This window comes from Myxococcus sp. AM009 (assembly GCF_013372605.1).
GTDB lineage: Bacteria > Myxococcota > Myxococcia > Myxococcales > Myxococcaceae > Myxococcus > Myxococcus vastator.
In genome coordinates this window covers 1-22125 of the sequence record NZ_JABXEP010000001.1, presented here as the reverse complement: position 1 = coordinate 22125, position 22125 = coordinate 1, and the positions used below count along the sequence as shown (strand labels likewise).

Genomic DNA, 22125 nt, shown 5'->3' with positions numbered 1-22125 from the left:
TGGCAGCCGCACAAGGGGGCCATCACCGTTGCACGGGGGGCGGACATCCTGCGCCCATGAACGCACCTCCTCCGCTGCCTCCCCGTCCGCCGCGAGCGCCCGAAGGCGCCCTTCGCCGGGCCTTGCGCTGGCTCGTGGCCCACCACGTCTTCGGCAGTCTCATCATCGTCGTCTTCGCCACGGCGGTCATCGCCGGGCAGGTGGCGGACCGGACGGACTTCGCCAACTCGGAGCTGGCCGCCGGGGTAGAGGACCGCTGGGGCGCGCCCGTCACCCAGCCCGCGCCGTCGCTGCGCTACGTGCACAGCGGCACCATCTTCACCGAGCTGAAGCCGCTGCCCTTCGACCGCCAGCACGTCGAGGTGCAGGCGAAGATGAACTACCGCAAGCGCGGGTTGCGCTACTTCTCCGGCTTCGACTTCACCCTCAACGCCGACTACGCGGTGGTCAACCGCGAGAGCACCGACATCGACGTGGCGTTCATCTTCCCCATGGAGATGGACAAGTCGCAGGTGCTGCTGTCGGAGCTCCAGTTCCTCGTCGACGGCAAGGAGTCCAGCCTGGACCTGGGCGAGTCCGGCAACCGGCTGGTGTGGACGGGCCGCATCGCCAAGGGCGCCACGTCTCGCTTCACCATCCGTTACCGCGCCCGGGGACTCAATTCGTTCGTGTACCGCCTGGACCCGGCGCTGCCCGCGCGGGACGTGCGCGTCCATGTCGCCGTCGAAGGAGGGGAGAACTACGACTACCCGGCGGGCGTGCTGGCCGCGTCGTCGGTGAACACGACGTCCGACGCGGTGACGCTGGACTGGGCCTTCCAGTCGCTGGAGTCGGGGGTGAACCTGGGCGTCATCCTCCCGTCGGAGAAGACGTTCGACGCGCTGGTGGGCACCATGGCGACCCGGGCCTGGGTGCCCTTCCTGGGGCTGCTCGCGCTGCTCGCGGCGCTGGGGTTGCGCCACCGCCGCTCGCTCGCGCTCCATGAGACGTACCTGCTGGCGGCCGTGTACGGCTTCTTCTTCGTGCTGCTGGCGTACCTGGCGGCCTTCATGAACTTCTACGCCGCCTACGTCCTCTGCGCGGTGGGCCTGGGCGCGGCGGTGGTGGTCTACGTCCGCTGGCTCTTCCCCAAGGAGCGGACGTCCGTGCTCGCGGCGCTGTGGGGCGCCACGCTGGTGGTCCCCACCGGCGCCGTCATCCTCCAGGGCTACACCGGCCTCATCTACACGCTGGAGATTCTCGCCGCGCTGCTGGGGCTGATGGTGCTCTCCACCCGCGCCGGCGTGCGGGCCTTCCTCTCCGACCTGTCCCTGCCCGGTGAGCCACCACGCGCCGCCGTGGCTCCCGCTGCCTCCACCCCTGTCACCCCGGAAGCGAGCTGATTGCGCCATGTGGACCGTACCGCTCTTCGTTGGACTCCTGCTGACCACGGCCGATGGCTCGGCCGTCAAGACGCCCTCCGGCAGCGCCACCGTGCCGCTCCAGGAGCTGATTCCCCTCTACGCGCAGCGCCAGTCGGCGCCCGCTGAAGCACCTCCGATGGAGGCCCTGGTGAAGAGCCAGCTCAAGGGCCGGCTCACGGCGGATGCCCTCTTCGTGGACGGACACTTCGACGTGGAGGTGCTCGCGGATGGGCGCTGGACGCAGGTGCGCCTGCTCCAGCTCGACGCGGACACGTTCCCGGCCGCGCTGCCCTCGCTGGAGGAAGGCACCGTGGGCGTCGTTGACGGGTACCTCTGCCTGCTGACGCGGAAGGCGGGGCGCTACGTCTTCGACGTGGGCGTCTCCATCCGCTCGCCCGGCGCGGGCCCGGAGCGCCGTGCCCAGCTTCGCTTCGGGCCCCACGCGTCCCCGGTGCCGCTGGCGCTGGAGGCGGACACGTCCGTCTTCACGCTCACCGAGCCGCTGGCCTCCATGGGCGGCGAGTCCCACGCTGTCTATCCCGTGCAAGGCGCGCTGCGCGTCGGCTGGCGCGCGTCGGTGGCGCGGGTGGCGCAGAGCCAGAAGCAGCAGGTGCGCCCGCCGCTCGAGCCGCGCATCACCGAGGCCACCGCGTCCTGGGTCTCCACGCTGGAGGGCCGCGCCACGCTGCGCGTCAGCTATGCGCTGAGCCTGGACCGCGAGCAGCCGCTGGAGCTGGTGTTGCCGGAAGGGCACCGGCTGGAGCGCGTCACTCTGAACGCCATTCCCGTCCCCGTGGAGTCGCAAGACGGCACCCTGGCGTTGAAGGTCGCCCCCGCGCGGCTGGGCGAGACGGGCGGGACGCTGGAGGTGGTGCTGTCGCGAGAGCTGGGCGTCTTCCACCTCTCCGGCCGGTTGCAGCTGGCGCTGCCGCGAGTCTCCTGGCCCGTGGCGGAGCTCCGCGCACGTGCGCACTTCCCGGCGGTGTTCAACTACCGGCGCGAGGGAGGCAGCCTGGAGCAGTATGAGTCGACGGAGGCGGTGGCCGCGGACGCGCCGGGCCTGCCCGGAAAGGCGCTGCACTTCCGCCAGTTCCTGGTGGCCGCGTCCTCGCCCACGCTGGAGCTGGGCTACTCGGTGGACATCTCCGACAGCTACTTCCGCTGAAGCCGCGTCACGGGCGCCACCACCGCGAAGGTGGTGCCCGGGGTCGAGGGAAGCAGCTCCAACCTCGCGTGGAAGGCGCGCAGCATGGACTGGGAAATCGTCAGCCCCAGGCCCGTGCCGCCGCGCTCGCGGGCGGTGGTGAAGAAGGCGTCGAAGATGCGCGCGCGGTTCGTCTCGGAGATGCCCTTGCCGTTGTCCTTCACCACCACGCGCACCAGGTCCGCCTCCGGGGCCTGCTCCACCGACAGGTCCACGCGGACGGCGTCCCCACCGTGCTGGCGGGCATTGGTGACGAGCTGCCACAGCACGTCGTCGAGCACCTCCTGCGGCAGGCTCACCTTCAGGCCCGCGGGCGGCGCCGTGACGTGGATGTCCGTGGCGCCCGCGGCGCGGGCGCGGAGGGCGAGCCCCTCCAGCAGCGGGCCCAGCTCCACCGTCGCGGGCGTGGCCGTCATGGAGTCCGCCCGGGCCAGCTCCAGCAGGCGCTGCACCAGGCGGGTGAGCCTGCGGGCATCCGCGTCCACGTTGGCGAGGAACCGCGCGCGCTGCTCGGGGGACATCGCGTCGGCGCTGTCGCGCAGCAGCTCCACCGCGCCCTGGATGGAGGCCAGCGGCGTCTTGAACTCGTGCGACACGTTGGCCGCGAAGGAGCGGATGTACTGGTTCCTGTCCCGCAGCGCGGTGGCCATGCCGGCCAGGGACTCGGAGAGCTCGGCCAGCTCCGCCACCACGGGGCGCGCCATGGGCTCGAAGCCCGCGGGGTCGCTCATGGCGATGGCGCGCGTCTGCTTCACCAGCGCGCGCACCGGCCGGCCCACCAGCGCCGCGGCGGCCAGCGACATCAGCGCCACCGCGCCGAGCAACACGAAGCCGGTGGCGGTGAGGTTCCACCGGTCCGCGTACGTCGCCTTGGCGAACGTCATGGGCGTGCGCGTCAGCACCACCGCGCCCCAGACGCGCTCGCCCTCCAGCACGGGCAGCGCCACCGTGACGCGGATGCCGGTGTCGCGGCTGAGCGACGCCAGCGGGGTGTCCTCGGGATCGGCGACGCGGCGGCGCATCACGCTGACGGGCTCGCCGCGCAGGGCCCGCTGGACCTCCGTGCGGTCCGCCAGGGTCGTCCTCAGCAGCGCGGGGCTGCTGCTGGCCACCACCACGCCCTCGGTGTCCACGACGCGGATGCCGGCCAGGGTCGCCGCGCGCACCTGTTCGAGCAGCGGCGTCAGGCGCAGGCCGGCCGCCTGTGACAGCGGCTCCGCGGGGACGCGCGAGGGCTGGGGCGTGCCGCCCGACGGCAGGGTCGCGTCCGAGGCCCTGAGCGACGGGAGGATGGGGCGCAGGCGCGTGTCGTCGGGGATGGGGAAGGGCCAGGGGGCGGTGCGCTCGCGGCCGTAGGCGCCCGCTGGCACGGTGGCGCTCAGCCGCTCGCGGAAGACCTCCGCGACCACCGCGCCCTGGGCAATCAGCTCCGACTCCGTCTGGCGGATGAGCTGGTTGTCGTAGACGCGCACGAAGGCGAGCCCCGCGAGCGTGAGGGCGAACCCCGCGACGCCCACCGCGGCGAACACCAGCCACAGGCGCGGACGCGCGCGGCGCTCAGGGGAGGGCGAGCCGATAGCCAAGGCCATGCACCGTCTCGATGACGTCTCCACCCGCGCCCGCGAACTTCTGCCGCACCCGGCGCACGTGGCTGTCGATGGTCCGGTCGCTGACCACCACGTCGTCGTAGACGCGGTTCATCAGCTCGTCCCGGGTGAAGACCTTGCCGGGGACCCGGAGCAGCGTGGCCAGGAGCTGGAACTCCGTCACCGTGAGCACCACCTCCGTGTCCTGCCACCACGCGCGCCAGCGCTCCGCGTCCATGCGCAGCGGCCCGCGGGCCTGCAGCCGCGCCGAGGCCGCTTCGACCTCCGGGGGCGGCGCGGGCCGCGCGCGCCGGAGCACCGCCTTCACGCGGGCCACGAGCTCGCGCGGACTGAAGGGCTTGGTGAGGTAGTCGTCGCCGCCCAGCTCCAGGCCGAGGATGCGGTCGACCTCGTCGTCCCGCGAGGAGAGGAAGACGATGGGCAGCTCGTGCTTGCGCCGGACCTCGCGGCACACGGCGAGCCCGTCCAGCTCCGGCATCATGATGTCCAGGACGATGAGCGCCGGGAGGGTCCGGTCGACCTGCGTCAGGGCGGCGCGGCCATCCGCGGCCTCATTCACCTGGAAGCCTCCCTGCTCCAGGGCGAAGCGGACAATCTCCCTCAGGTGGGGATCATCGTCGACGACCAGGACTGTGGGACGTTCGGCCACGGCTGCTCGGGAGGGGAGGGTTGCGACGGCTGCCGCACTCTACACCCACCCGGGCCGGGGGAGACGGCCGGGGCGCGTCCCCGGCCGTGAGCAAGACTACCGGCGTGAGCGCCGGCGGGGCCGCGGAATCACAATGGCCGCGGCGAGTAGGAGAATCACTGGAATGAACACGAGCATCGTCTGCGCCGTCACCTTCGCCCCCATCAAGGAAGTGCCGCTACTATGGCGGGGCGGTCTGACGTTCCGCTCGCGGCAATCCTGAAAACAGGGTTTGACGGGACTGTGACAGCGCCTGGCGTCAGAGCAGCTCGCGGGTGATGACCTCGGAGCGCTCCTGGTCGTTCCAGGTGACCTTCCGGGTCTCCCGGCCGTTGAAGTAGATGGCCTCCCGGTCGTTGATGAGCTTCCGGATGGTGATGCGGGCGACGGACTGCTGTTCGTCCACGCCGTGGGTCAGCTCGTACCGGGCGACGTCATGAGGGAACTCGCCCAGGTGGAGGCGCACCTCGCCCAGCATGTCCACGTAGTCCGCCAGCGCCTGCATCTGCCCCAGCGCGCGCCGCATCACCGTGCCCGTGCGCTTGCTGAGCACCCGGTCCCAGAAGAGGTAGCCCGCGCCCAGCGTGGCCGCGCTGGTGAAGAACATGAAGAAGGTGAGCGCTGGATCCAGGTACCGGTTCTGGGTGAGGCCCTGGTGCTTCGAGGCCTCCACCAGGATGTCCTTCATGGCCTCCACCGCCGTGCGGTGGGCCATCCGCGTCCACTCGCGCGCGTCCCGCTCCGCGCCCAGCAGCAGCCAGCAGAGGCCCAGGTGCAGGGCGGTGAACGACAGCCGCGCCCTGTCGCGTTCGGTGCCCATGGCCTCCGTGAAGCAGCTCCGCGCGGACATCAGCCGCTCCAGCTGTTCATCGCGGGTGGCCTGGGGGGCGCGCGCGGCCTCCAGGTGGAGCCGCCCGGCATGGAAGGGACCGTCCATCAGCGGCCGGACGTCGCGATGCAACCCGCGAAGGAGGGTGAGCTGGGTTTCGTGAAGGCCGAGGAGGGTCTCCAGCAGAGAGGCCGCGGCGGGAGCCTGAAGCCTGCCGCCCGCGTGCGGTGCAATCGCCAGGACGAGATCATCCCACTTGGCCATGTGCGGACTCCCTGTGGCTGGGCGATACAAGACGTGCGGCAAGCCCCCCACGGATCAGTCTGCCATAACCTCCACGCCATCGAAGAATCTGGACCGCGGTTCATGCGAGGGCGGCATTCTTCAATGAGGCGGAGCGGCTGGCTTTCAATCTCGGTAGAAAAAGCCAGTCACTCTCTCGAAGTGACATGAGTCTGTTTTTACTCCCCTGGGCCGAGCCCCCGCGCTTGGCTCAGCCGTGGCCCGGTGGCGGCGCCAGGTACATGCGGAAGCGCGTCACCGGCCGGTAGCCCATGCGGGTGTAGACGGGCTCGCCCGCGCTGGTGGCGTGGAGGACGGTGCGCTCGGTGCCCCAGTCCTGATGGGCCTTCGCCAGCGCATGTCGCATCACGGCCTCGGCGGCGCCTTGCCGGCGGTGTCGCGGATGGGTCGCGACCAGGGCGACGTAGGCGGCGGAGTCCACGCGCAGCACCACCGTGCTGGCCGCGGCCTCTTCGTCGCGGCACGCCACGAAGCCCTGGCAGTCCGGGGTGTAGAGCGTGTCCTCGTCGAACGCTTCACGGCCGAAGTGGCGGGGGACGTCGTAGGCGTTGGCGTTGATGTCGGCCACGGCCTGCCGGCCCCAGGCCTCCGTGACGGGGCGGACGTTGAATGGAGGCTGTGGGTGGATGGGGGGCGCCAGCCGGTCCGCCACCATGCCGGTGACGTTCATCTCCGACTTGAGCCCGTACCAGGCCAGGATGGAGGGCGCGTTGTCGCGCACGGAGGGTGCCAGCCAGTCGTCGCAGATGACGAAGCACCAGCCATGTCGACCGGCGGAGAAGTAGCGCGCCGCCGAGGCCGCCGCGGCCGCGAGCGCTTGTTCCGTTTCGACGGGCGCGCGCAGGAAGGCGGCGTTCATCATCGACCAGGCCACGTGGCAGGCGGTGATGTAGACGTCGGGGCGCTCCACCACTTCACCCGACTTGCTGCCCAGGGCGAACAGCCTCCAGGCTCCACGGTACTGCGCGTTGGATTCATCTATCTCGACGCGAGAGGGGGTGGGCATCGTGCCTCCTGGGGTGAGGGGAATCGGCGAGCATACCCGAGCCCGGATGCGGTCAGCGCGCCACTGCCCGGCGGTCGTGGGTGGCGGTGGGCGCGGGGCGCGTCTACGTTGAGAGGATGACGCATGCGGTTCCCGAGACGTGGACACTGCCCTGGCGGGGCCTGGGGCTGAGCAGCAACCTGAGCGTGGCGGACGTGCCGCAGCCCTACCGCTTGCTGGACGAGTCACCGGGCCTCTTCGACTACGTGGAGTACAGCGCGCCGCTCTCCTTGGAGGAGTCGAAGGCGCACGCCTCGCTGTTCCCGGAGATGTGGCGCCGGCGCCAGGACGTCCCGGTGCTCTTCCATCCCGTCCACCTCAACCTCTGGGGGCCCGCGCTGGAGCCCGGCCAGGCCTTGCTGGATTTGGACGCCCACGCGCGCGCCGTGGAGAGCCCCTGGGTGGGCAACGACGTCGGCTGGTGGCACGTGGACGGGCAGCCCTTCCCGGGCTACCTCTACTTCACGCCGCCCTTCAACGAAGCGGGCCTGGAGGCGTGCGTGTCCCACGCGCTCCATGTCCAGCGGCACCTGTCCAGGCCGCTCGCGCTGGAGAACCCCGCGGTGCTCGCGCGGCGCGGGCAGTGGCATGTGCTGGACTTCATGGCGAAGCTGCACGCGCGCACCGGGGCGCCGCTGCTGCTGGACCTGGGGCACCTGCTCAGCCATCAGCTCTCCGCCGGCCTGCCACTGGAGACGGGGCTGGACGGCTTTCCGCTCGACCAGGTCATCGAGCTGCACATCGCCGGGGGCGTGGTGACGCACCGGGGGCCGCGCGGCTTCTACGTGGATGACCACACGCAGCCGGTGCGCGAGGAGCTCTTCGACCTGCTTGCCTCGTTGATTCCGCGCTGCCCGTCCCTGCGCGCCGTCACCTTCGAGGGCGACGGCCACCCGCCCGAGGTCGCCCGGAGGTCCTTGCTCCGCCTGCGCCAATGGGTGCCCGCGGGAGCGCGTCCGCCGCTGACGTGGCGCGTTCCGCCGACCGTCGCGGCCGTGCCGCCGCTCACGGAGGACAGCCAGCCCTGGGCCTTGTTCGACGCGGGGTACGCGGCGGCGCCCGCGGCCTCCGTGGAGGACGAAGCGGGCACGCTGGCGGACCAGGACTTCCGACTGGCCGTGGTCGCGGAGGTCCTGGACCGCGAGTGGCCGCTCACCCGGTTGTTGCTCGCGGGCACGCGGGAGGGGCTGGCGGCCTTCACCGGCTCGAAGGAGTACCGGAGGCTCTTCGACTCCGTGGCGCGCACGCCCGGGCAGTCCTTCGCGTCCTGGGCCATGCGGCGCCTGCGCGAGTCACCGGATGAGGGGGCGTCGGCGGCGCTGGCGCTGGAGCTGCTGCTGCCGTCGCTGTTCACGCGGCGGGTGCCCGCGCCCGCGCCCGGACAGGTGGGGTTGATGGAGGATGTGCGGGCCGGGTCGCTTCCCGTGGACCTGTCCGAGCTGGTCCACTCCGCCCGAGCCGTGCGGCGGCATCTCACGGCCCGGGCATGGGCGTGTGGCACGCTGGAGCTGTCCGGCCTGGATTCGCTGAACCAGGTGGCGCGCCGGCCCGGCCCGGGGCCCTGGTCCTTCGTCGCACGGCGCAGGGCAGGGGCGCCGGAGGTGATGTCGGTGCCCCCGGCCTTGGGCAAATTCCTGAGAATGCTCGCTGTCCGGCCCATGGCCGAGGCCGAGGTGACGCCTGGGTTGCTGGAGGAGGCGAGGGGGCGTGGGCTGATTCGCAGGGGCTAGCGGGAGAAATGTCCAGGATTGGACCGAACCCTTGCGCTGGCCGTCCCGGTAAGATAGTTCGCGCCGCCATGGCGTCCCCCCTCGTCGTCGGAATCGCGGGCGGCACCGCGTCCGGCAAGACCACCGTTGCCCGCAAGGTACGCGAGGCATTGACTGATTGCCGCGTGGCCTTCATCGATCAGGATTCGTATTACCGGGACTTGAAGGACCTTCCGCTGGCGGACAGGCGTGAGGTGAACTTCGACCACCCGGATGCCTTCGACCGGGAGCTGCTGGTTCAGCACCTGCGAGCGCTGAAGTCCGGGCAGCCCATCCAGAAGCCCGTCTACGACTTCGTCACCTCGTCGCGTCAGCCGCAGACGAAGAACGTCGACCCCGGCGACATCATCCTCATCGAGGGCATCCTCGTCCTCCACATGAAGGAGGTCCGGGATGAGATGGACGTGAAGATCTACGTCGACGCGGACGACGACCTCCGCATCCTCCGGCGCCTCACCCGCGACATCAAGGACCGCGGCCGCGACTTCGACCACGTGGTGAGCCAGTACCTGCGCCACGTGCGGCCCATGCACATGGGCTTCGTGGAGCCGTCCAAGCACTTCGCGGACATCATCATCCCGCACGGCGGCAACAACGAGATCGCCATCGGCATGCTGGTGGGCGCGCTCCGCGGCAAGCTCTCCGGCGCCGTGAGGCGGGACTAGTCAGCACCGCCGCAGGAAGTCACTCAGCGGGCCATGGAGCCGCTCCGCGTCCTGGAGCAGCGCCGCGTGGTCCCCGGGCCCCGGCAGCTCGAGGAAGCGGGCGCTCACGCCCGCGGCGCTCAGCAGGTGGTAGGTGTCACGCACCCGGTTCACCGGGGCCATGACATCCGACGTCCCCGTCACCAGGAGCACCCGCGCGCGGATTCGCGAGAAGCCGTCCGACACGTCGCTGCCCGCGTACGCCGAGCACAGCGACGCCCAGGACACCGCGTCGAAGGCGTCCGCGAACGCGTCCGCTTCCGCCTCCTGCGCGGCGTGGGCCGCTTCGGGGGCCGGGTACGCGGAGGCCAGGAACTCACGCCCGCGGAGCAGCTTCTGGAAGTCCAGGCGCAGCTTGCGCATCGTCTTGCGCGGCGGCGCATCCAGCGCGTAGAGGCCGTCCCGGTAGTCGGGGTCCGCGCGCAGCACCTGCCAGGACAGGCCCAGCTTCTCGCGCACGCCTTCGGGCAGCGCGCGCGCCGCGCCGATGGCCACCACGCCCTCGGCCAGGTCCGGGAACAGCGACGCCAGCCGCAGCGCCACGTGGGCGCCCAGGCCCACCCCCACCAGCGCACGCACCTGCGTCAGCCCCCGCGCGCGCAGCGTGGCCGACACGGCGCGCGCCATGTCCTGCACGGTGAGCGGCGGCAATTCGAGCCCCCAGCGCTCACCCGACGCGGGATTCACCGTCGCGGACGACGTGCTGCCGAAAGGGCTGCCGAGCAACCCAGGGGAGAAGACGGGGGTGACGGCGGGGTCCAACGCGAGGTTCGTCCCCACCAGGGCGCGTCCCCAGCCGGAGGGCTGGTACGCCGAGTCCTCCGGCGGGCCCAACGCGAGGTGCGAGTGTGCCAGGTCGTGCAGCAACACCACCGCTTTGCCGTCTGATGGTTCTCCGTAGGCCGCCCAGGCCACCTGGGGATTGCCCAGCAGCTCTCCTTCCTCCAAGGGAAGGGGCGTGGTGAACAGGTGGGTCCCGGTGGCCTGGATCACGTTGGGGATTTTTCATATCACTGCCAGGACAAAGGCACAGGAGACTGCCGCGTGAAGCGCTACTTCGGAGTCATCGTCATCGTCGCGGGTGTGCTGCTGGCCGCCGTCATGAGCTATCGCAGCGCGAGCAGTCGCGCGCTGGAGGCCCAGCGGGATGCGGATCAGCAACGGATTCACGCGGAGTACCTCGAACGGGTGGGCTGGATGCGCGCCAACCCGGACGAGGCCAGCTACCGCGATGAGTTGAAGCCCTTCTTCAAGAACTACTTCGAGCAGGTGGACGCGCACCTGACGCGCTTCAAGGGGAACACGAAGTTCGACGACTACCTGCTGGAGCTGGAGGCGCGCGAGGAGCGTGGCGCGAAGGATGACCGCGCCAACGACCGCAAGGCCTTCTACGAGTACACGCGCAAGACGTTCGACAGCCTGCGCGAGGGCCGCTACCGCCCGGTGTGGACGGCCACGGACAAGGGCATGCGCCTGGACATCATCTCCTCCGACGTGGTGATGGTGCTGGGCAAGCCGCAGATCCGCCTGCAGTTGGCGGTGTGGGGCGCGCAGCGCGTGCTCAAGGACGACGGCAAGGTGCTGAAGATGATGACCAGCGCCACGTTCGACACGGTGTGGAAGCTCACCGACGCGAAGGGGAAGCTGCTGGGCGAGATGCGCGGCGCCGACCCGTCCATGAAGATTGACCACCCGGAGCGCTTCGTCCCGTCGTTCCCCCCGCAGATGGTGCTGGGGCACTACGACCTGGACCTGCTGCCGAACGAGGTGGCGAAGATGGAGATGACCATCAACCTGTCCTCCAGCGCGGCTTCGGGTGGCACCGCGACGTCCAGCTACGTGTGGAAGCTGGACGTGCCGTCTGACTGGAAGCTCGGCGCCGGCGAGTCGTGGGAGGGCGCCACCCAGGAAGAGCGCCCCGAGGAGGAGATCGACCCGTCGAAGGCCTCGGCGAACTAGGCCTTCGCGGGGGTTACTCCACCACCGTGAAGTGAGAGCCGAGCCGGTACGCGGACAGCGTGCCGGCGTCGTCCAGGAAGTAGAGGTTGAGGCGCACGTCGGCCTGGAGCGCGACGAGCCCCACGCCGGCCTGGACCTCCGCGAGCACCTGCCCGCCGCGGGGGTCCACCGCGCGGACGCGCTCCCCTGGCACCAGCGTGACGTCGCGCGCGGTATGCGCGGGGAGCGCGCTGATGAGGGGCTCGCCCGCGGCGCCCACGCGCCAGTCCACCGTACCGGAAGCGGCCACCCGTGCGGCGGCGCCCGAGGCGCTCGTCACCACCACCGCGCGGGGGAGGGAGGCCAGCGCATAGGGGCCAGGCCCCAGGTTCAGCGGGCGCTCCCAGAGGCGCCGGCCCTTCGCGTCCAGGCAGAGCAGCATTCCTTCGCGCTCGCGCTCGCCGGCGATGAACACCCGTGAGCCCATGGGCAGGGGCGCGGACAGGTGGGACAGGTTCGGCTCGTACGTCCACACGGATTCGCCGGTGTGCGCGTCCGCGAGCAACACGGCCCAGTGCGAGCCGCGGCCCAGCATGGCCAGGAAGCGCCGGCCCCAGGCCACCGGGGGGCCGTGGAACGGCATGGGCGCGCGCATGCGGTAGCGGACCTGACCGTCCTCCAGGTCGAGCCCATAGAGGTAGCCCGAGTCCGTGCCCACCAGCGCGCGGTGTCCTTGGGTGGCCAGCCAGCTGCGCTGGGTGCGCGGCGGCGCCAGGCGCCAGACCTCGCGGCCCGTGGCCTCCGCGAAGGCCACGACGGTGCGGTCCTCGGACAGGGTGAGCAGCAGGCCGTCCTCGCGCAGCAGCAGTGGGCCCAGGGGGATTCCGTCGTGGTCATGCAGCCAGCGCGCGCCGCCGCCCCGGCCCGTGAAGCCGTAGACGCGCGCGATGTCCGCCGCCACCGCGTGGCCATCCGCCGACGCGGCCACGCCCAGCGCCGCGGCGCGCTTCCACAGCAGCGCTCCGTCCTTTCGGGAGAACGCGGAGGCCAGCTGCGGCGCGCAGTACACCGGCCCGTGCCGGCCGAGCAGCAGCCGTGACTCCTCCGCGTCCGGAAGTCCGCGCTTCTCCCACAGCTTCTCGAAGCGCAGGCGGCGCAACCGGCCGGGGACCTTCAACGGACGTGAGGTGCCCTGGCCCGTGGCCCGGGCCTTCTTCTCGCGGGCCGCGCCCTGGGCCTCGGGGGGCTGCACGGGGCCCCGCAGGTGCGAGAGGCCCTCGCGGCAGCGCTCCGCGAGCTCCATCCGGTACGGGTTGGCCACCAGCGCGCGGTCCGCTTCCGCGAAGGCCGCGGCCAGGGACTCGCCCAGGTGGAAGAGGGCGGCGGCGGCCACGTTGCCCGCGAGCGGGAAGGGAGCCCCGGTGCGCCCTGCCTTCGCCTGGCCCGTCTTCAGGTCGACCAGCAGCGAGGGCTTCGCGCCCGCGGGGGCCAGCTCGAAGCGGTTTTCGCCCAGCTCCACCGCGCGCGCCAGCTCCACCGCCTGTCGCGACAGCTCCAGCGCCGTCAGGAACGGCGGGCCGGGGACGCGCCAGGCCTCGGGTTTTCCGGGCAGCGACAGCCAGACCTCGCCCGACGCCAGCAGGGGCGCCAGCAGTCCGCCCGTCCCCCGCGCGGCGCCGCGGCCCGTGGGGACGCTGGCGTCCCGGAGCTCGAAGCCGAAGCCCGGGACTTCCGTGGGCTCCACGCGCCGGGTGGCGGGCCGGGCCGGCGCCTCGTCGGGAGGACGGGCGGGGCGGTTCAGGCCCCTCAGCGGCTCCTTGAGGGCCTGCCCGACGGTGGTGGCGAGCCCCTTGGGCCCGGCCCGGGTGACGTCGGTGAGGAACCGCTCACCGGCCTCACGGACCGCCTCCACCAGCTCCTCCAGCTCCACCCGGACGGGCGGGCGCATCAGCCGGGCAGGGCGGGAGAGGTTGGCCACCAGCAGCTCCACCTCCGGCCCCATGCGGCGGAGCACCAGCTCCAGGTGGGCCTCGGGCAGGGAGACCTGGGCCAGTTTCTGCCGCCCACCCGCGAGCGCCGCAACTGAGCGCACCAGCGAGGGGACGACTTCTGCTAGAGACTCCTCCACGGCCCCGGACAGGAGGTCCACCCCGTCCAATTCCAGTGCGATGGAATCGAGCGGGGAAGCTGCGGGTTCGCGTTTCCAGCGCTGTCCGATGCGTATGCGGGTCATGTTGCGTTCGTTGACAAGCCAGTTTAGCGATGGCTAGCATCCGCCGCCTATACGGACCTACATTTTTGTAACCGTTCGGAATTCCTGGGGAATACTCGATGACATTCTACGAGGCCGCGCTCCGCATCCTGGAGAGCGAAGGTCGTCCCCTCCACTTCCTTGAAATTACCGAGAAGTCCATCCAGCAGAGCCTGCTTTCCCACGTGGGCAAGACGCCTGAGGTGACGATGCTGTCGCGCCTCGCAGCCATGGCGCGCCGCACGCGGGATCGCAAGGTGCTTGTGACGGCGAAGGACACCTTCGCGCTGGTCGACTGGTCGATTCCCGAGGACGTCGAGGCACTGGCTCAAACCGGCGTGGTGGAGCCGCACCCTGAAGAAGACCTGCCGCCGCTGCGTCCGGCGGAGCGTCACCCGGAGCCGCGCACGGACAACGTGCGGGTCGCGGGCCGTGGCAGCGACCGCAAGCGCCGCCGCGACGAGGACGAGGAGCGTGGCGGTCGTCGCAAGCGCTTCCCGCCGCTGCCCGAGGTGGTGTTCGAGATTCTCAGCGAGTCGGACATCGGGCTGCGCACCGAGCAGATCATCGAGCGTGCCCGGGCGAAGGAGCTGTGCGCCGAGGACACTTCGGTGGAGGCGGTGCTCACCGCGCTGCTGGAGGACAACCAGCGTCGCATCGACGCGGGCCGCCGGCCGCAGTACGCCTTCAGCAAGGACTCTGGAGAGGTGTCGCTGGAGCGCGCTGGCGCCCCGAGCGAGGCCCCGCCGCTGGAGCTCCAGGCCGCGTTCGCGCAGGCGCTGGGCATCCCGCTGGAGGCGGGCCGTCCGGTGCTGGGCAAGCCGGCTGCCGCGGGCGAGGCCCCGGAGGATGCCGCGCTGGTGGCCACGCTGCGCGCCACGCTCAAGGACGCGCGCCGCTCCGTGGCGCGTGGGCTGCGCAAGCGCCTGGGCGAGCTGGACGTCGGCACGTTCGAGAAGTCCGTCGTGAAGATGATGCACGGCCTGGGCTTCCGCGAGCTGAAGGTGGCCAAGCGGTCCAAGGAAGGGCCCTTGCTCACCGCGCGCAAGCGCGAGGGCAGCGTGGAGCTGCGCTACGCGGTGCGCATGCTGAAGGGCACGCCTGGCATCGACCGCAAGTCGGTGCAGGAGCTGCGGCGTGACCTGGGCCACTATTCGGCGCAGGTGGGCCTGCTGGTGAGCGCGGGTGACGTGCGCGGTGATGCGCGCACCGAGGCGCAGGCCAATGGTTCGTTGGTGATGCTCTGGTGCGGTGACGCGCTGGGCGAGAAGTTCCTGGAAGCGGAGACGGCCGTCTCCGTCACGCAGGTCGCGCTGTACGAGGTCGACGAGACGTTCTTCGAGGCCGCGAAGCTGGATGCCGAGGAGGCCCAGAAGCGCCGCGAGGAGCGTCAGCGCGAGAAGCAGGCCCGGGAAGGGGAGGAGCCCACCGAGGCCGCTGCCGCGCCGGAGCGCGAGCGCGAGCGCCCGCGTGAGAAGCGCCGCCGTGAGCGTGAGAAGCGCGAGGCCCGTGAGGCGCGTGAAGCCGAGGCCACCGCGGCGGCGTCCACCGAGGAGACTTCGGCTGCTCCCGCCGGGGATGCGCGAGAAGCCGCTCCCGTGCCGGCCGCGCCGGTCCTGCAGGGCCGCGAGGACGATGAGGAGGACGACGACGAGGACGGGGAGGATGACGACCTCGAGGCAGCCAGCGCTTTCGTGGGTGGTGCGCGTCCCGATGGGGCTGCAGCGGATGCCGGCGCCGAAGGGGCGCAGGGTGACCGCAAGCGCCGCCGCCGTCGTCGCCGGGGCCGTCGCGGCCGTGGCAGCCGCGCGGGTGAGGCCGGGGCCGCTGGCGAAGCGGGTGAGGCGGGTGCCTCGGCTGCGGGTGCCGCTGGTGAGGCGGGTGCCGCTGGCGAGGCCGGAGCTGCGGGTGCCGCTGGTGAGGCTGGAGCTGCGGGTGCCGCTGGTGAGGCTGGAGCTGCGGGTGCCGCTGGTGAGGCTGGAGCTGCGGGTGCCGCTGGTGAGGCGGGTGCCGTTGGTGAGGCGGGTGCCGTTGGCGAGGCCGGAGCCTCGGCTGCAGGGGCCGCGGGTGTTTCCACCGCAGGTCCTGTTGGTGCCACGGGTGAGGCGGGTGTCTCCTCCGTGGGGGCCACGGGGGCAACCGGTGAGGCGGGTGTCTCCTCCGCGGGTGCTGGCGAGGCCGGTGTCTCGGCTGCGGGTGCCGTTGGTGCTACGGGTGAGGCAGGTGTCTCTACCTCGGGTGCTGGTGTCGCTGGCGAGGCGGATGCCTCCGCTCCGGACGCTGTTGGCGTCGCTGGCGAGGCCGGTGTCTCGGCTGCGGGCACTGGTGGAGATACGGCCGCCGGGGGCGTCGCTGGAGTGACGACTGCTGTCGGTGCCGCTGGCAACGCCGGTGTGTCGACTGCCGGGAGCGGTGCGTCTGGTGCCACGGGAGGCGCGTCTCCTGACGTCAGCAGTGTCGGCGAGGCACCTTCCGTGTCCAATGCGAGCGCTGACAGTGGAGCGGGCTCGGCTGCTGTCCCAGGTGTCGTGTCGAGTGAAGCGCTTTCCTCGGCGGACAGTGGGGGCACTTCCGCGCCGGCCTCCAGCGATGCGGCGTCCGCGTCGGTGGGCGTCGCCACACAGGCGGATGCGTCCGGGACTGCTCCTTCCGAGGGGACGTCATCGGCTGCTCCGGCGGCAGGGCTGACGCAGGCGGGCGTGCCGGACGGCTCGGCGGGCGAAGTGGCCCCCGGTGCCGCGACGGAGGCGTCTTCTGGATCCGAAGATGGCGCAAAGGCCAGCGAGCCTGCTCCCTCTCCCACCGAGGGTGATCCGTCCGCGGACGCGTCCGTGCCCCCCAAGGGACCGGCCGGGGAGCGCGATAGCTGACGCGGCACGCCAGGGGGTGAGGGATTGGTCGGCGCCACCGCTCTCCAGGTGTTACCCTGGGGAGCGATGAAGCCGGTCCTGTTGCTCGCCTCCTGCGTCGTCCTGCTGCTCGGCGCCTGCCGATGGCAGGCGCCGCGCTACCCGGTGGCGCCGGTGGAACTCTCCGGGGCCACCCTGCGGGACAACGCCCTGCTGGGACTTGCTCCCGAGGGCGTGGCCACGCTCTTCACCGCCGCCCTGAAAGACTCCGGCCGTTTCGAACAGAAGGGCGCGGAGGCGCCTCGTGAGGAGCGGCCCTGGCGCCTGACGCTGGACGTGCCCTTCACCCGCGAAGTGCTGAAGGACGGTGACCCGCGCAGCTTCGCCGAGGTGGGCGCCAACCTGATCCTGGAGCGCTTCGGTGGGCGTCTGCCCCAGCGCTACGAGCTGGTCGGGCTGGGTGAGGCGCCCGTCGAGGAGGACTCGCCCGCGGGACGGCAGGAGGCCATGCGCACGGCACTGGCCAACGTGCTGCGCCAGGTGACCGAGTCCACCGTCATGCAGTTGACGGCGCTGGACCGAACCGATGAGGAGCTGGTGCTGGACCTGAAGGCCACGGACTCGCGAGTGCGGGAGTTCAGCCTCCGCACGCTGGCGGAGCGGCAGCACCCGGCCGCCGCGCCGCTGCTCATCGACCGCCTCAAGGAAGCGACCGACGCCGAGACGGTGCGCAGGACGATGGGCTCGCTCGTGGAGATGAAGGCGCGGGTCGCGGTGCCCGTGCTCATCGACCTGGCGCGTGGCCGTGACCTGGGCTTCGTGCAGGAGATTGTCTTCGCGGTGGGCGAAATCGGTGGCCCGGAGGCGGAGGCCTACCTCTACACGATGGCGCAGGGGCACGATGCGCCCACCGTCCAGGCCGCCGCGCAACAGGCGCTGGACACGCTCTACGCATCACGTAAGCACTCATCTGCGGAGGCGCGTGGCCCCAGCCGCGCGGACTGACATCGACATGAAGCGTTCATTCGGCATGGGCGGGGCCGCGGTGCTGGCGGCCCTGGTGCTGGGCACGGGCTGTTCCAAGAACGTCGACGCGGCGGCGGGCGCGAGCGCCAGCACCGACGACGTGTCCGTGTACTACCCGCTCGCGGTGGGCAATAGCTGGACCTATCGAATCAACGGCCGCGACGACAAACACGTCACCGTGGAGATCCTCAAGGAAGAGGCCGGCGTCTTCCACGACAGCCAGGGCGGTCAGCTCTCGCTGGACGGCTACGGCTTGAGAGATCCCAAGCGCTACCTGCTGCGCGGTCCGGTGCGGACCGGGCACTCGTGGACGAACGTGGTGTCCGTGTCCTCCACGGAGCGCTACCACATCGTCCAGGCGGGGGACCCCTGTGAGACGCCCGCGGGCACCTTCCCGCGCTGTGTCCAGGTGGAGGGCCGCAACCGGGTGGACGCCAAGGCCACGCTGGTGAACACGATGACGTTCGCGCCCGGCGTGGGCATGGTCCGCATCGAAATGGCCGTGGAGACCAACGGCCAGTTGATGCCGCAGACCTCCCTGGAGCTGACGGCCTGGCAGCTCCGGGACGGCGCGGCGCCGCCTTCGGGCTGATAGGGTGGAGAATCTCCACGAGGTGCCGCTGTGGCCGCCAATGCGAACGAGCAGTCCCAGGAAGCGCTCATCCTGAGCTTCCTGTCGGAAAGCGGGAGCGACTACACCTCCGGTGAGGCGCTCTCCAGCAAGCTGGGGCTGTCGCGCACGGCGGTGTGGAAGCACGTGGAGGCCCTGCGCGCGAAGGGCTACCGCATCGAGGCGGTGTCCGCGCGAGGCTACCGGCTGGTGTCGGTTCCGGACCGGCTCACCTCGCTCGAGGTGGGCCCGCTCCTGGACACCCACGACCTGGGCCGCACCATCCACCACCACGAATCGCTGCCTTCCACCAATGAGAAGGCCTTCCGTCTGGCCCAGGACGGCGCCGAGCACGGTGAGGTGGTGGTGGCCGAACAGCAGACCGCGGGCAAGGGGCGCCGGGGCCGCACCTGGGTGTCGCCGCCGGGCCTCAACCTCTACTTCTCCGCCGTCCTCCGTCCGGACCTGCCGCCCCAGCGCGCGCCGGAGCTGACGCTGGTGGCGGCCGTGGCGCTGGCGGAGTCGCTGCGCGACGCGGGCGTGGAGGCCGCCATCAAGTGGCCCAACGACGTCCACATCGACGGCCTCAAGGTCGCGGGCATCCTCACCGAGCTGTCCGCCGAGCCCGAGCGCGTGCACTTCGTCATCGTGGGCGTGGGGGTCAACCTCAACTCCCAGGCCGAGCACTTCCCGGAGGAGCTGCGGGCCACCGCCACGTCGTTGTCGCTGGCCCTGGGGCAGCCGGTGCAACGGGCCCGCTTCGCCGCGGCCCTCTGGACGCGGCTGGAGGAGTGGCTGGACCTCTACATGGACACGGGCTTCGACGCGGTGCGTGCCCGCTGGAAGGCGCTGTCCTCCACGCTGGGGCAGGACGTGCGGGTGCGCACCGACCGGCAGGAGCTGCGGGGGCGGGCCGAGGACATCGACCCGTCCGGGGCCCTGCTGGTCCGGACGGCGGAGGGCTCGCTCGAGCGCGTGTTGGCGGGCGACGTGGAGCAGCTTCGCCCACGGCGGTAGAATGCGCGGTGTGATGCTCCTGGCCATCGACGTCGGCAACACCACCACCGCGCTCGGCGTGTTCGAGGGCCGGCGCCTGATCGACCACTGGCGCGTGGAGACCAGCACGCGCCGCACCTCGGATGAGTACGGCATCCTGGTTCGCCAGCTCTTCACCCATCGCGGCATCGACCCGGCGAAGGTGACCGCCGTCGCCGTCTCCAGCGTGGTGCCGCCGCTCCAGTCCAACCTGGAGAAGATGAGCGAGCGGTACTTCCGCGTCCGCCCCATGTTCGTCGGGCCCGGCGTGAAGACGGGCATGCCCATCCTCTACGACAACCCCCGGGAGGTGGGCGCGGACCGCATCGTCAACGCGGTGTCCGCCTACGAGAAGCACCACGCCGGCGTGGTGGTGGTGGACTTCGGCACCGCGACGACGTTCGACGCGGTGTCGCCGAAGGGGGAGTACCTGGGGGGCTGCATCTGCCCCGGCATCAACATCTCCATGGAGGCGCTGTTCCAGAACGCCTCCAAGCTGCCGCGCGTGGAGTTCGCGCGTCCGCCGCATGTCATCGGGCGCAACACCGTGCACTCCATGCAGGCCGGGCTCGTCTACGGCTACGTGGGCATGGTGGACGGCATCTGCGCCCGCATGCAGGCCGAACTGGGCTTTCCGGTGAAGGTCGTCGCCACCGGAGGGCTCGCGTCGCTGGTGGCCAGCGAGTCGAAGGTCATCCACCAGGTGGATGAGCTCCTCACGCTGGAGGGCCTGCGCATCATCTACGGAAGGAATCACGCGTCATGACCCCTGCCGCTCCCAACGCCGTCCCGACGCCGCCCCCGGGCTGCCCCTTCGATGCGGAGTTCCTGCCGCCCAACCTGCGCAAACACGTGGACCCCGCGGCGCCGGTGCCGCTGCGGATGATGGCGGCGAAGTCGCTCGTCCCGCTCAGCCCGTCCGACATGGTGGGCGCGCTCTACATGCTCACGTTCGATCCGGACCCGGGCGTGCGCGAGACGGCGGCGAAGACGGCCGCGGGGCTGCCGGACAGGATTCTGGGCTCCGCGCTGCGCGACGAAGAGGTGCAGCCGCAGGTGCTCGGGTACCTCCTGGGGCTCGTGAAGGGCAACGCGGCCTACGCGGAGATGCTGGTCCTCAACGCCAGCACGCCGGATGACGCGGTGGCGGACGTGGCGAAGGACTGCGACCCGAAGCTGGCGGAGATCATCGGACAGAATCAGCTCCGGCTGCTGCGCCACGAGGACATCCTCCGCAACCTCTGCGCCAACGCGAGTGCGCCGGTGTCGCTCATCGACAGCGTCTGCGACTTCGCGGTGCGCAGCGGGCTGACGCTGATGGACGTGCCGCAGATGAAGGACGCGCGGGTGCGCGTCTTCGGCCCCGAGGCCGCGGAGGCGCCGCCGCCGCAGGGCCCCACCGCGGAGGAGGTGCTTCAAGAGTTCCAGGAGGCCGCGGACGAAGCCGCCGCGCCCATGGAGGAGGGCAAGCGCCTCACGTTGGCCCAGCGCATCATGCGCATGTCCATCGCGGAGAAGATCAAGCTGGCCACGCTGGGCAACAAGGAAGCCCGCACCGCGCTCATCCGCGAGACGAACAAGCTGGTGGCGGTGGCCGTCATCCGCAGCCCGCGCATCACCGACGGCGAGGTGCTCTCCTGCGCCACCAACCGCGCGATGATGGATGACGTGCTGCGCGTCATCTACAGCAACCGCGAGTGGACGAAGAACCACAAGGTGAAGATGGCGCTGGTGAAGAACCCCAAGGTCCCGCTCACCGTCACCATGAAGTTCCTCAACGCGTTCCGCGACGCCGAGCTGAAGGACCTCAGCCGCGACAAGAACGTGCCCGCGGCCGTGCAGGGCTTCGCGAAGAAGCTGCACGAGAAGAAGACGGCCCCGAAGAAGCAGGGGTAGGGGCGGGCGGTGCCCCGGGCGCGGGTGGCCCGGGGAGCGCGGCCCGTGCGACTCAGGCCGCCGCTTCGCTGGCGTCGTCCGCCACCGAGGAGGCGGGCTCTTCCAGGAGCTGCTGGGCGATGACGAGCGCCTTCTTCGTCTTCTCGCGCAGCTTCTCCTCGCTCTTGATGCGCGCGTAGAGGCGCGTCACGCGCTCCTCGCTGCGGGCCGTGGCGGCCTCCAACTCGGAGATGCGGCCGCGCAGCGCTTCGGCCTCCGCGCTGGCGCGGCTGCTCTGCTCGGACAGCTCCACCTGGGCCTGGCCCAACTGGACGCGCAGGTCCTCGGCCTCCTGCTGCGCGGCCTGGACGTCCGCCTCCAGCTGTCCCGCGCGAGCGCGCAGGTCCTCCAGCTCCGCGGCGTAGGCATGCGCCTGGGCCTGGTGCTGGTCCAGCTCCGTCTGCAGCGCGGTGAGCTGCGCGGACGCGCTCCGGGCCTCGTCCTTGGCGGCGGTCAGCTGCTGGTCCACGCGCTTGCGGTCCGTGGCGAGCGACTCCGCCCGGGCGCTCAGCGTCTTGAGCTGGGCGTCGCGCTGGGCGAGCTCGGACTCGGCGGTGCTGGCCTTCTGCTCCAGCTCCAGGCTCTGGTCCTTGAGCTCGATGATCTCCTGGTCCTTCTGATTCAGCTCCGTCTTGAGGCGGAGGATCTCCTTGTCCTTCTTGTTGGCCGCGTCGCGGAGGGCGAAGGTGTCCTTGTCGTTCTTCCCCGACGACGCCCGGGCCGTCTCCAGCTCCGTGGCGTGGCTCTCCACCTGCGCCTCCAGGTCTCGCACGCGCTCCTCGGCGTGGGACGCCATGCCGCGCGAGTCGTCGAGCTCGGCCTGGAGCTCCGCCACCCTCGTGCGCAGGCTGCGCAGCTCCGCGGCGTCGGCGGCCGGCGCCATCGCGACGGGCGGCGGAGCGGGGCGGGAGGCCGCGATGGGCCGGGGC

The 22125-nt window shown here is 71.2% G+C and carries 17 protein-coding genes and 1 pseudogene; 11 read left to right on the top strand and 7 right to left on the bottom strand.

Annotation, left to right across the window (positions count from 1 at the left end; all coding sequences use genetic code 11):
• The first annotated feature begins 56 nt into the window (after nt 1-56).
• Both HV824_RS00090 and HV824_RS00085 read left to right on the top strand, forming a co-directional pair.
• The gene (locus HV824_RS00090; protein ID WP_176414965.1) at nt 57-1382 is read left to right on the top strand and encodes a hypothetical protein; all 1326 of its coding nucleotides are present in this window, start codon (nt 57-59) and stop codon (nt 1380-1382) included.
• Nucleotides 1383-1389: 7 nt separating this feature from the next.
• Complete coding sequence (locus HV824_RS00085) at nt 1390-2568, top strand: hypothetical protein (RefSeq protein WP_176422384.1); 1179 nt, start codon at nt 1390-1392, stop codon at nt 2566-2568.
• Here the strand turns inward: HV824_RS00085 and HV824_RS00080 are convergent.
• From HV824_RS00080 to HV824_RS00065, 4 genes are all read right to left on the bottom strand, one after another.
• Nucleotides 2556-4196 (bottom strand): HAMP domain-containing sensor histidine kinase, encoded by a 1641-nt coding sequence (locus HV824_RS00080; RefSeq protein WP_176414963.1) that lies wholly within the window; start codon nt 4194-4196, stop codon nt 2556-2558. The two genes, HV824_RS00085 and HV824_RS00080, sit on opposite strands and share 13 nt — an antisense overlap.
• On the bottom strand, nt 4165-4863 hold the full coding sequence (locus HV824_RS00075; protein ID WP_176414962.1) for a response regulator transcription factor: 699 nt from the start codon (nt 4861-4863) through the stop codon (nt 4165-4167). Before HV824_RS00075 ends, HV824_RS00080 begins: the two co-directional genes overlap by 32 nt.
• 298 nt (nt 4864-5161) lie before the next feature.
• On the bottom strand, nt 5162-5995 hold the full coding sequence (locus HV824_RS00070; protein ID WP_255207623.1) for a hypothetical protein: 834 nt from the start codon (nt 5993-5995) through the stop codon (nt 5162-5164).
• Nucleotides 5996-6224: 229 nt separating this feature from the next.
• A complete protein-coding gene (locus HV824_RS00065; protein WP_176414960.1) occupies nt 6225-7040 on the bottom strand; it encodes a GNAT family N-acetyltransferase in 816 nt (271 codons plus the stop codon).
• Between the two features lie 116 nt (nt 7041-7156).
• Between HV824_RS00065 and HV824_RS00060 the strand changes: the two genes are divergently transcribed.
• Together HV824_RS00060 and udk are read left to right on the top strand one after the other, a co-directional pair.
• Complete coding sequence (locus HV824_RS00060; RefSeq protein ID WP_217916969.1) at nt 7157-8809, top strand: DUF692 family multinuclear iron-containing protein; 1653 nt, start codon at nt 7157-7159, stop codon at nt 8807-8809.
• 68 nt (nt 8810-8877) lie between these two features.
• Nucleotides 8878-9513, top strand: coding sequence for a uridine kinase (gene udk / locus HV824_RS00055; protein ID WP_176414958.1), 636 nt, complete (start codon nt 8878-8880; stop codon nt 9511-9513).
• Here the strand turns inward: udk and HV824_RS00050 are convergent, their stop codons facing one another.
• Complete coding sequence (locus tag HV824_RS00050; protein WP_176422382.1) at nt 9514-10545, bottom strand: alpha/beta fold hydrolase; 1032 nt, start codon at nt 10543-10545, stop codon at nt 9514-9516. It abuts the gene before it with no gap.
• Nucleotides 10546-10596: 51 nt separating this feature from the next.
• Between HV824_RS00050 and HV824_RS00045 the strand changes: the two genes are divergently transcribed.
• Entirely contained in the window at nt 10597-11511 is a 915-nt protein-coding gene (locus tag HV824_RS00045) for a hypothetical protein (RefSeq protein WP_176414956.1), read from the top strand.
• Between the two features lie 13 nt (nt 11512-11524).
• Here the strand turns inward: HV824_RS00045 and HV824_RS00040 are convergent, their stop codons facing one another.
• Nucleotides 11525-13723, bottom strand: coding sequence for a PQQ-binding-like beta-propeller repeat protein (locus HV824_RS00040; protein WP_176422381.1), 2199 nt, complete (start codon nt 13721-13723; stop codon nt 11525-11527).
• Nucleotides 13724-13821: 98 nt separating this feature from the next.
• Here HV824_RS00040 and HV824_RS00035 point away from each other — a divergent pair, with 98 nt between their 5' ends.
• From HV824_RS00035 to HV824_RS00010, 6 genes are all read left to right on the top strand, one after another.
• Nucleotides 13822-16611, top strand: coding sequence for an HTH domain-containing protein (locus HV824_RS00035; protein WP_176422380.1), 2790 nt, complete (start codon nt 13822-13824; stop codon nt 16609-16611).
• 66 nt (nt 16612-16677) lie between these two features.
• Nucleotides 16678-17595, top strand: coding sequence for a HEAT repeat domain-containing protein (locus HV824_RS00030; protein ID WP_176422379.1), 918 nt, complete (start codon nt 16678-16680; stop codon nt 17593-17595).
• On the top strand, nt 17573-18208 hold the full coding sequence (locus HV824_RS00025) for a hypothetical protein (RefSeq protein ID WP_176422378.1): 636 nt from the start codon (nt 17573-17575) through the stop codon (nt 18206-18208). Before HV824_RS00030 ends, HV824_RS00025 begins: the two co-directional genes overlap by 23 nt.
• 30 nt (nt 18209-18238) lie before the next feature.
• Nucleotides 18239-19243: a biotin--[acetyl-CoA-carboxylase] ligase gene (locus HV824_RS00020; protein WP_176414951.1), complete on the top strand. Its 1005-nt coding sequence runs from the start codon at nt 18239-18241 to the stop codon at nt 19241-19243.
• Between the two features lie 13 nt (nt 19244-19256).
• Entirely contained in the window at nt 19257-20027 is a 771-nt protein-coding gene (locus tag HV824_RS00015) for a type III pantothenate kinase (RefSeq protein WP_176414950.1), read from the top strand.
• On the top strand, nt 20024-21157 hold the full coding sequence (locus tag HV824_RS00010; RefSeq protein ID WP_163785807.1) for a hypothetical protein: 1134 nt from the start codon (nt 20024-20026) through the stop codon (nt 21155-21157). The genes HV824_RS00015 and HV824_RS00010 overlap by 4 nt, the downstream gene beginning before the upstream one ends.
• 52 nt (nt 21158-21209) lie before the next feature.
• On the opposite strand, the pseudogene HV824_RS00005 reads toward HV824_RS00010, so the two are convergent.
• Nucleotides 21210-22125: pseudogene (locus tag HV824_RS00005) on the bottom strand (hypothetical protein); the annotation flags it as partial.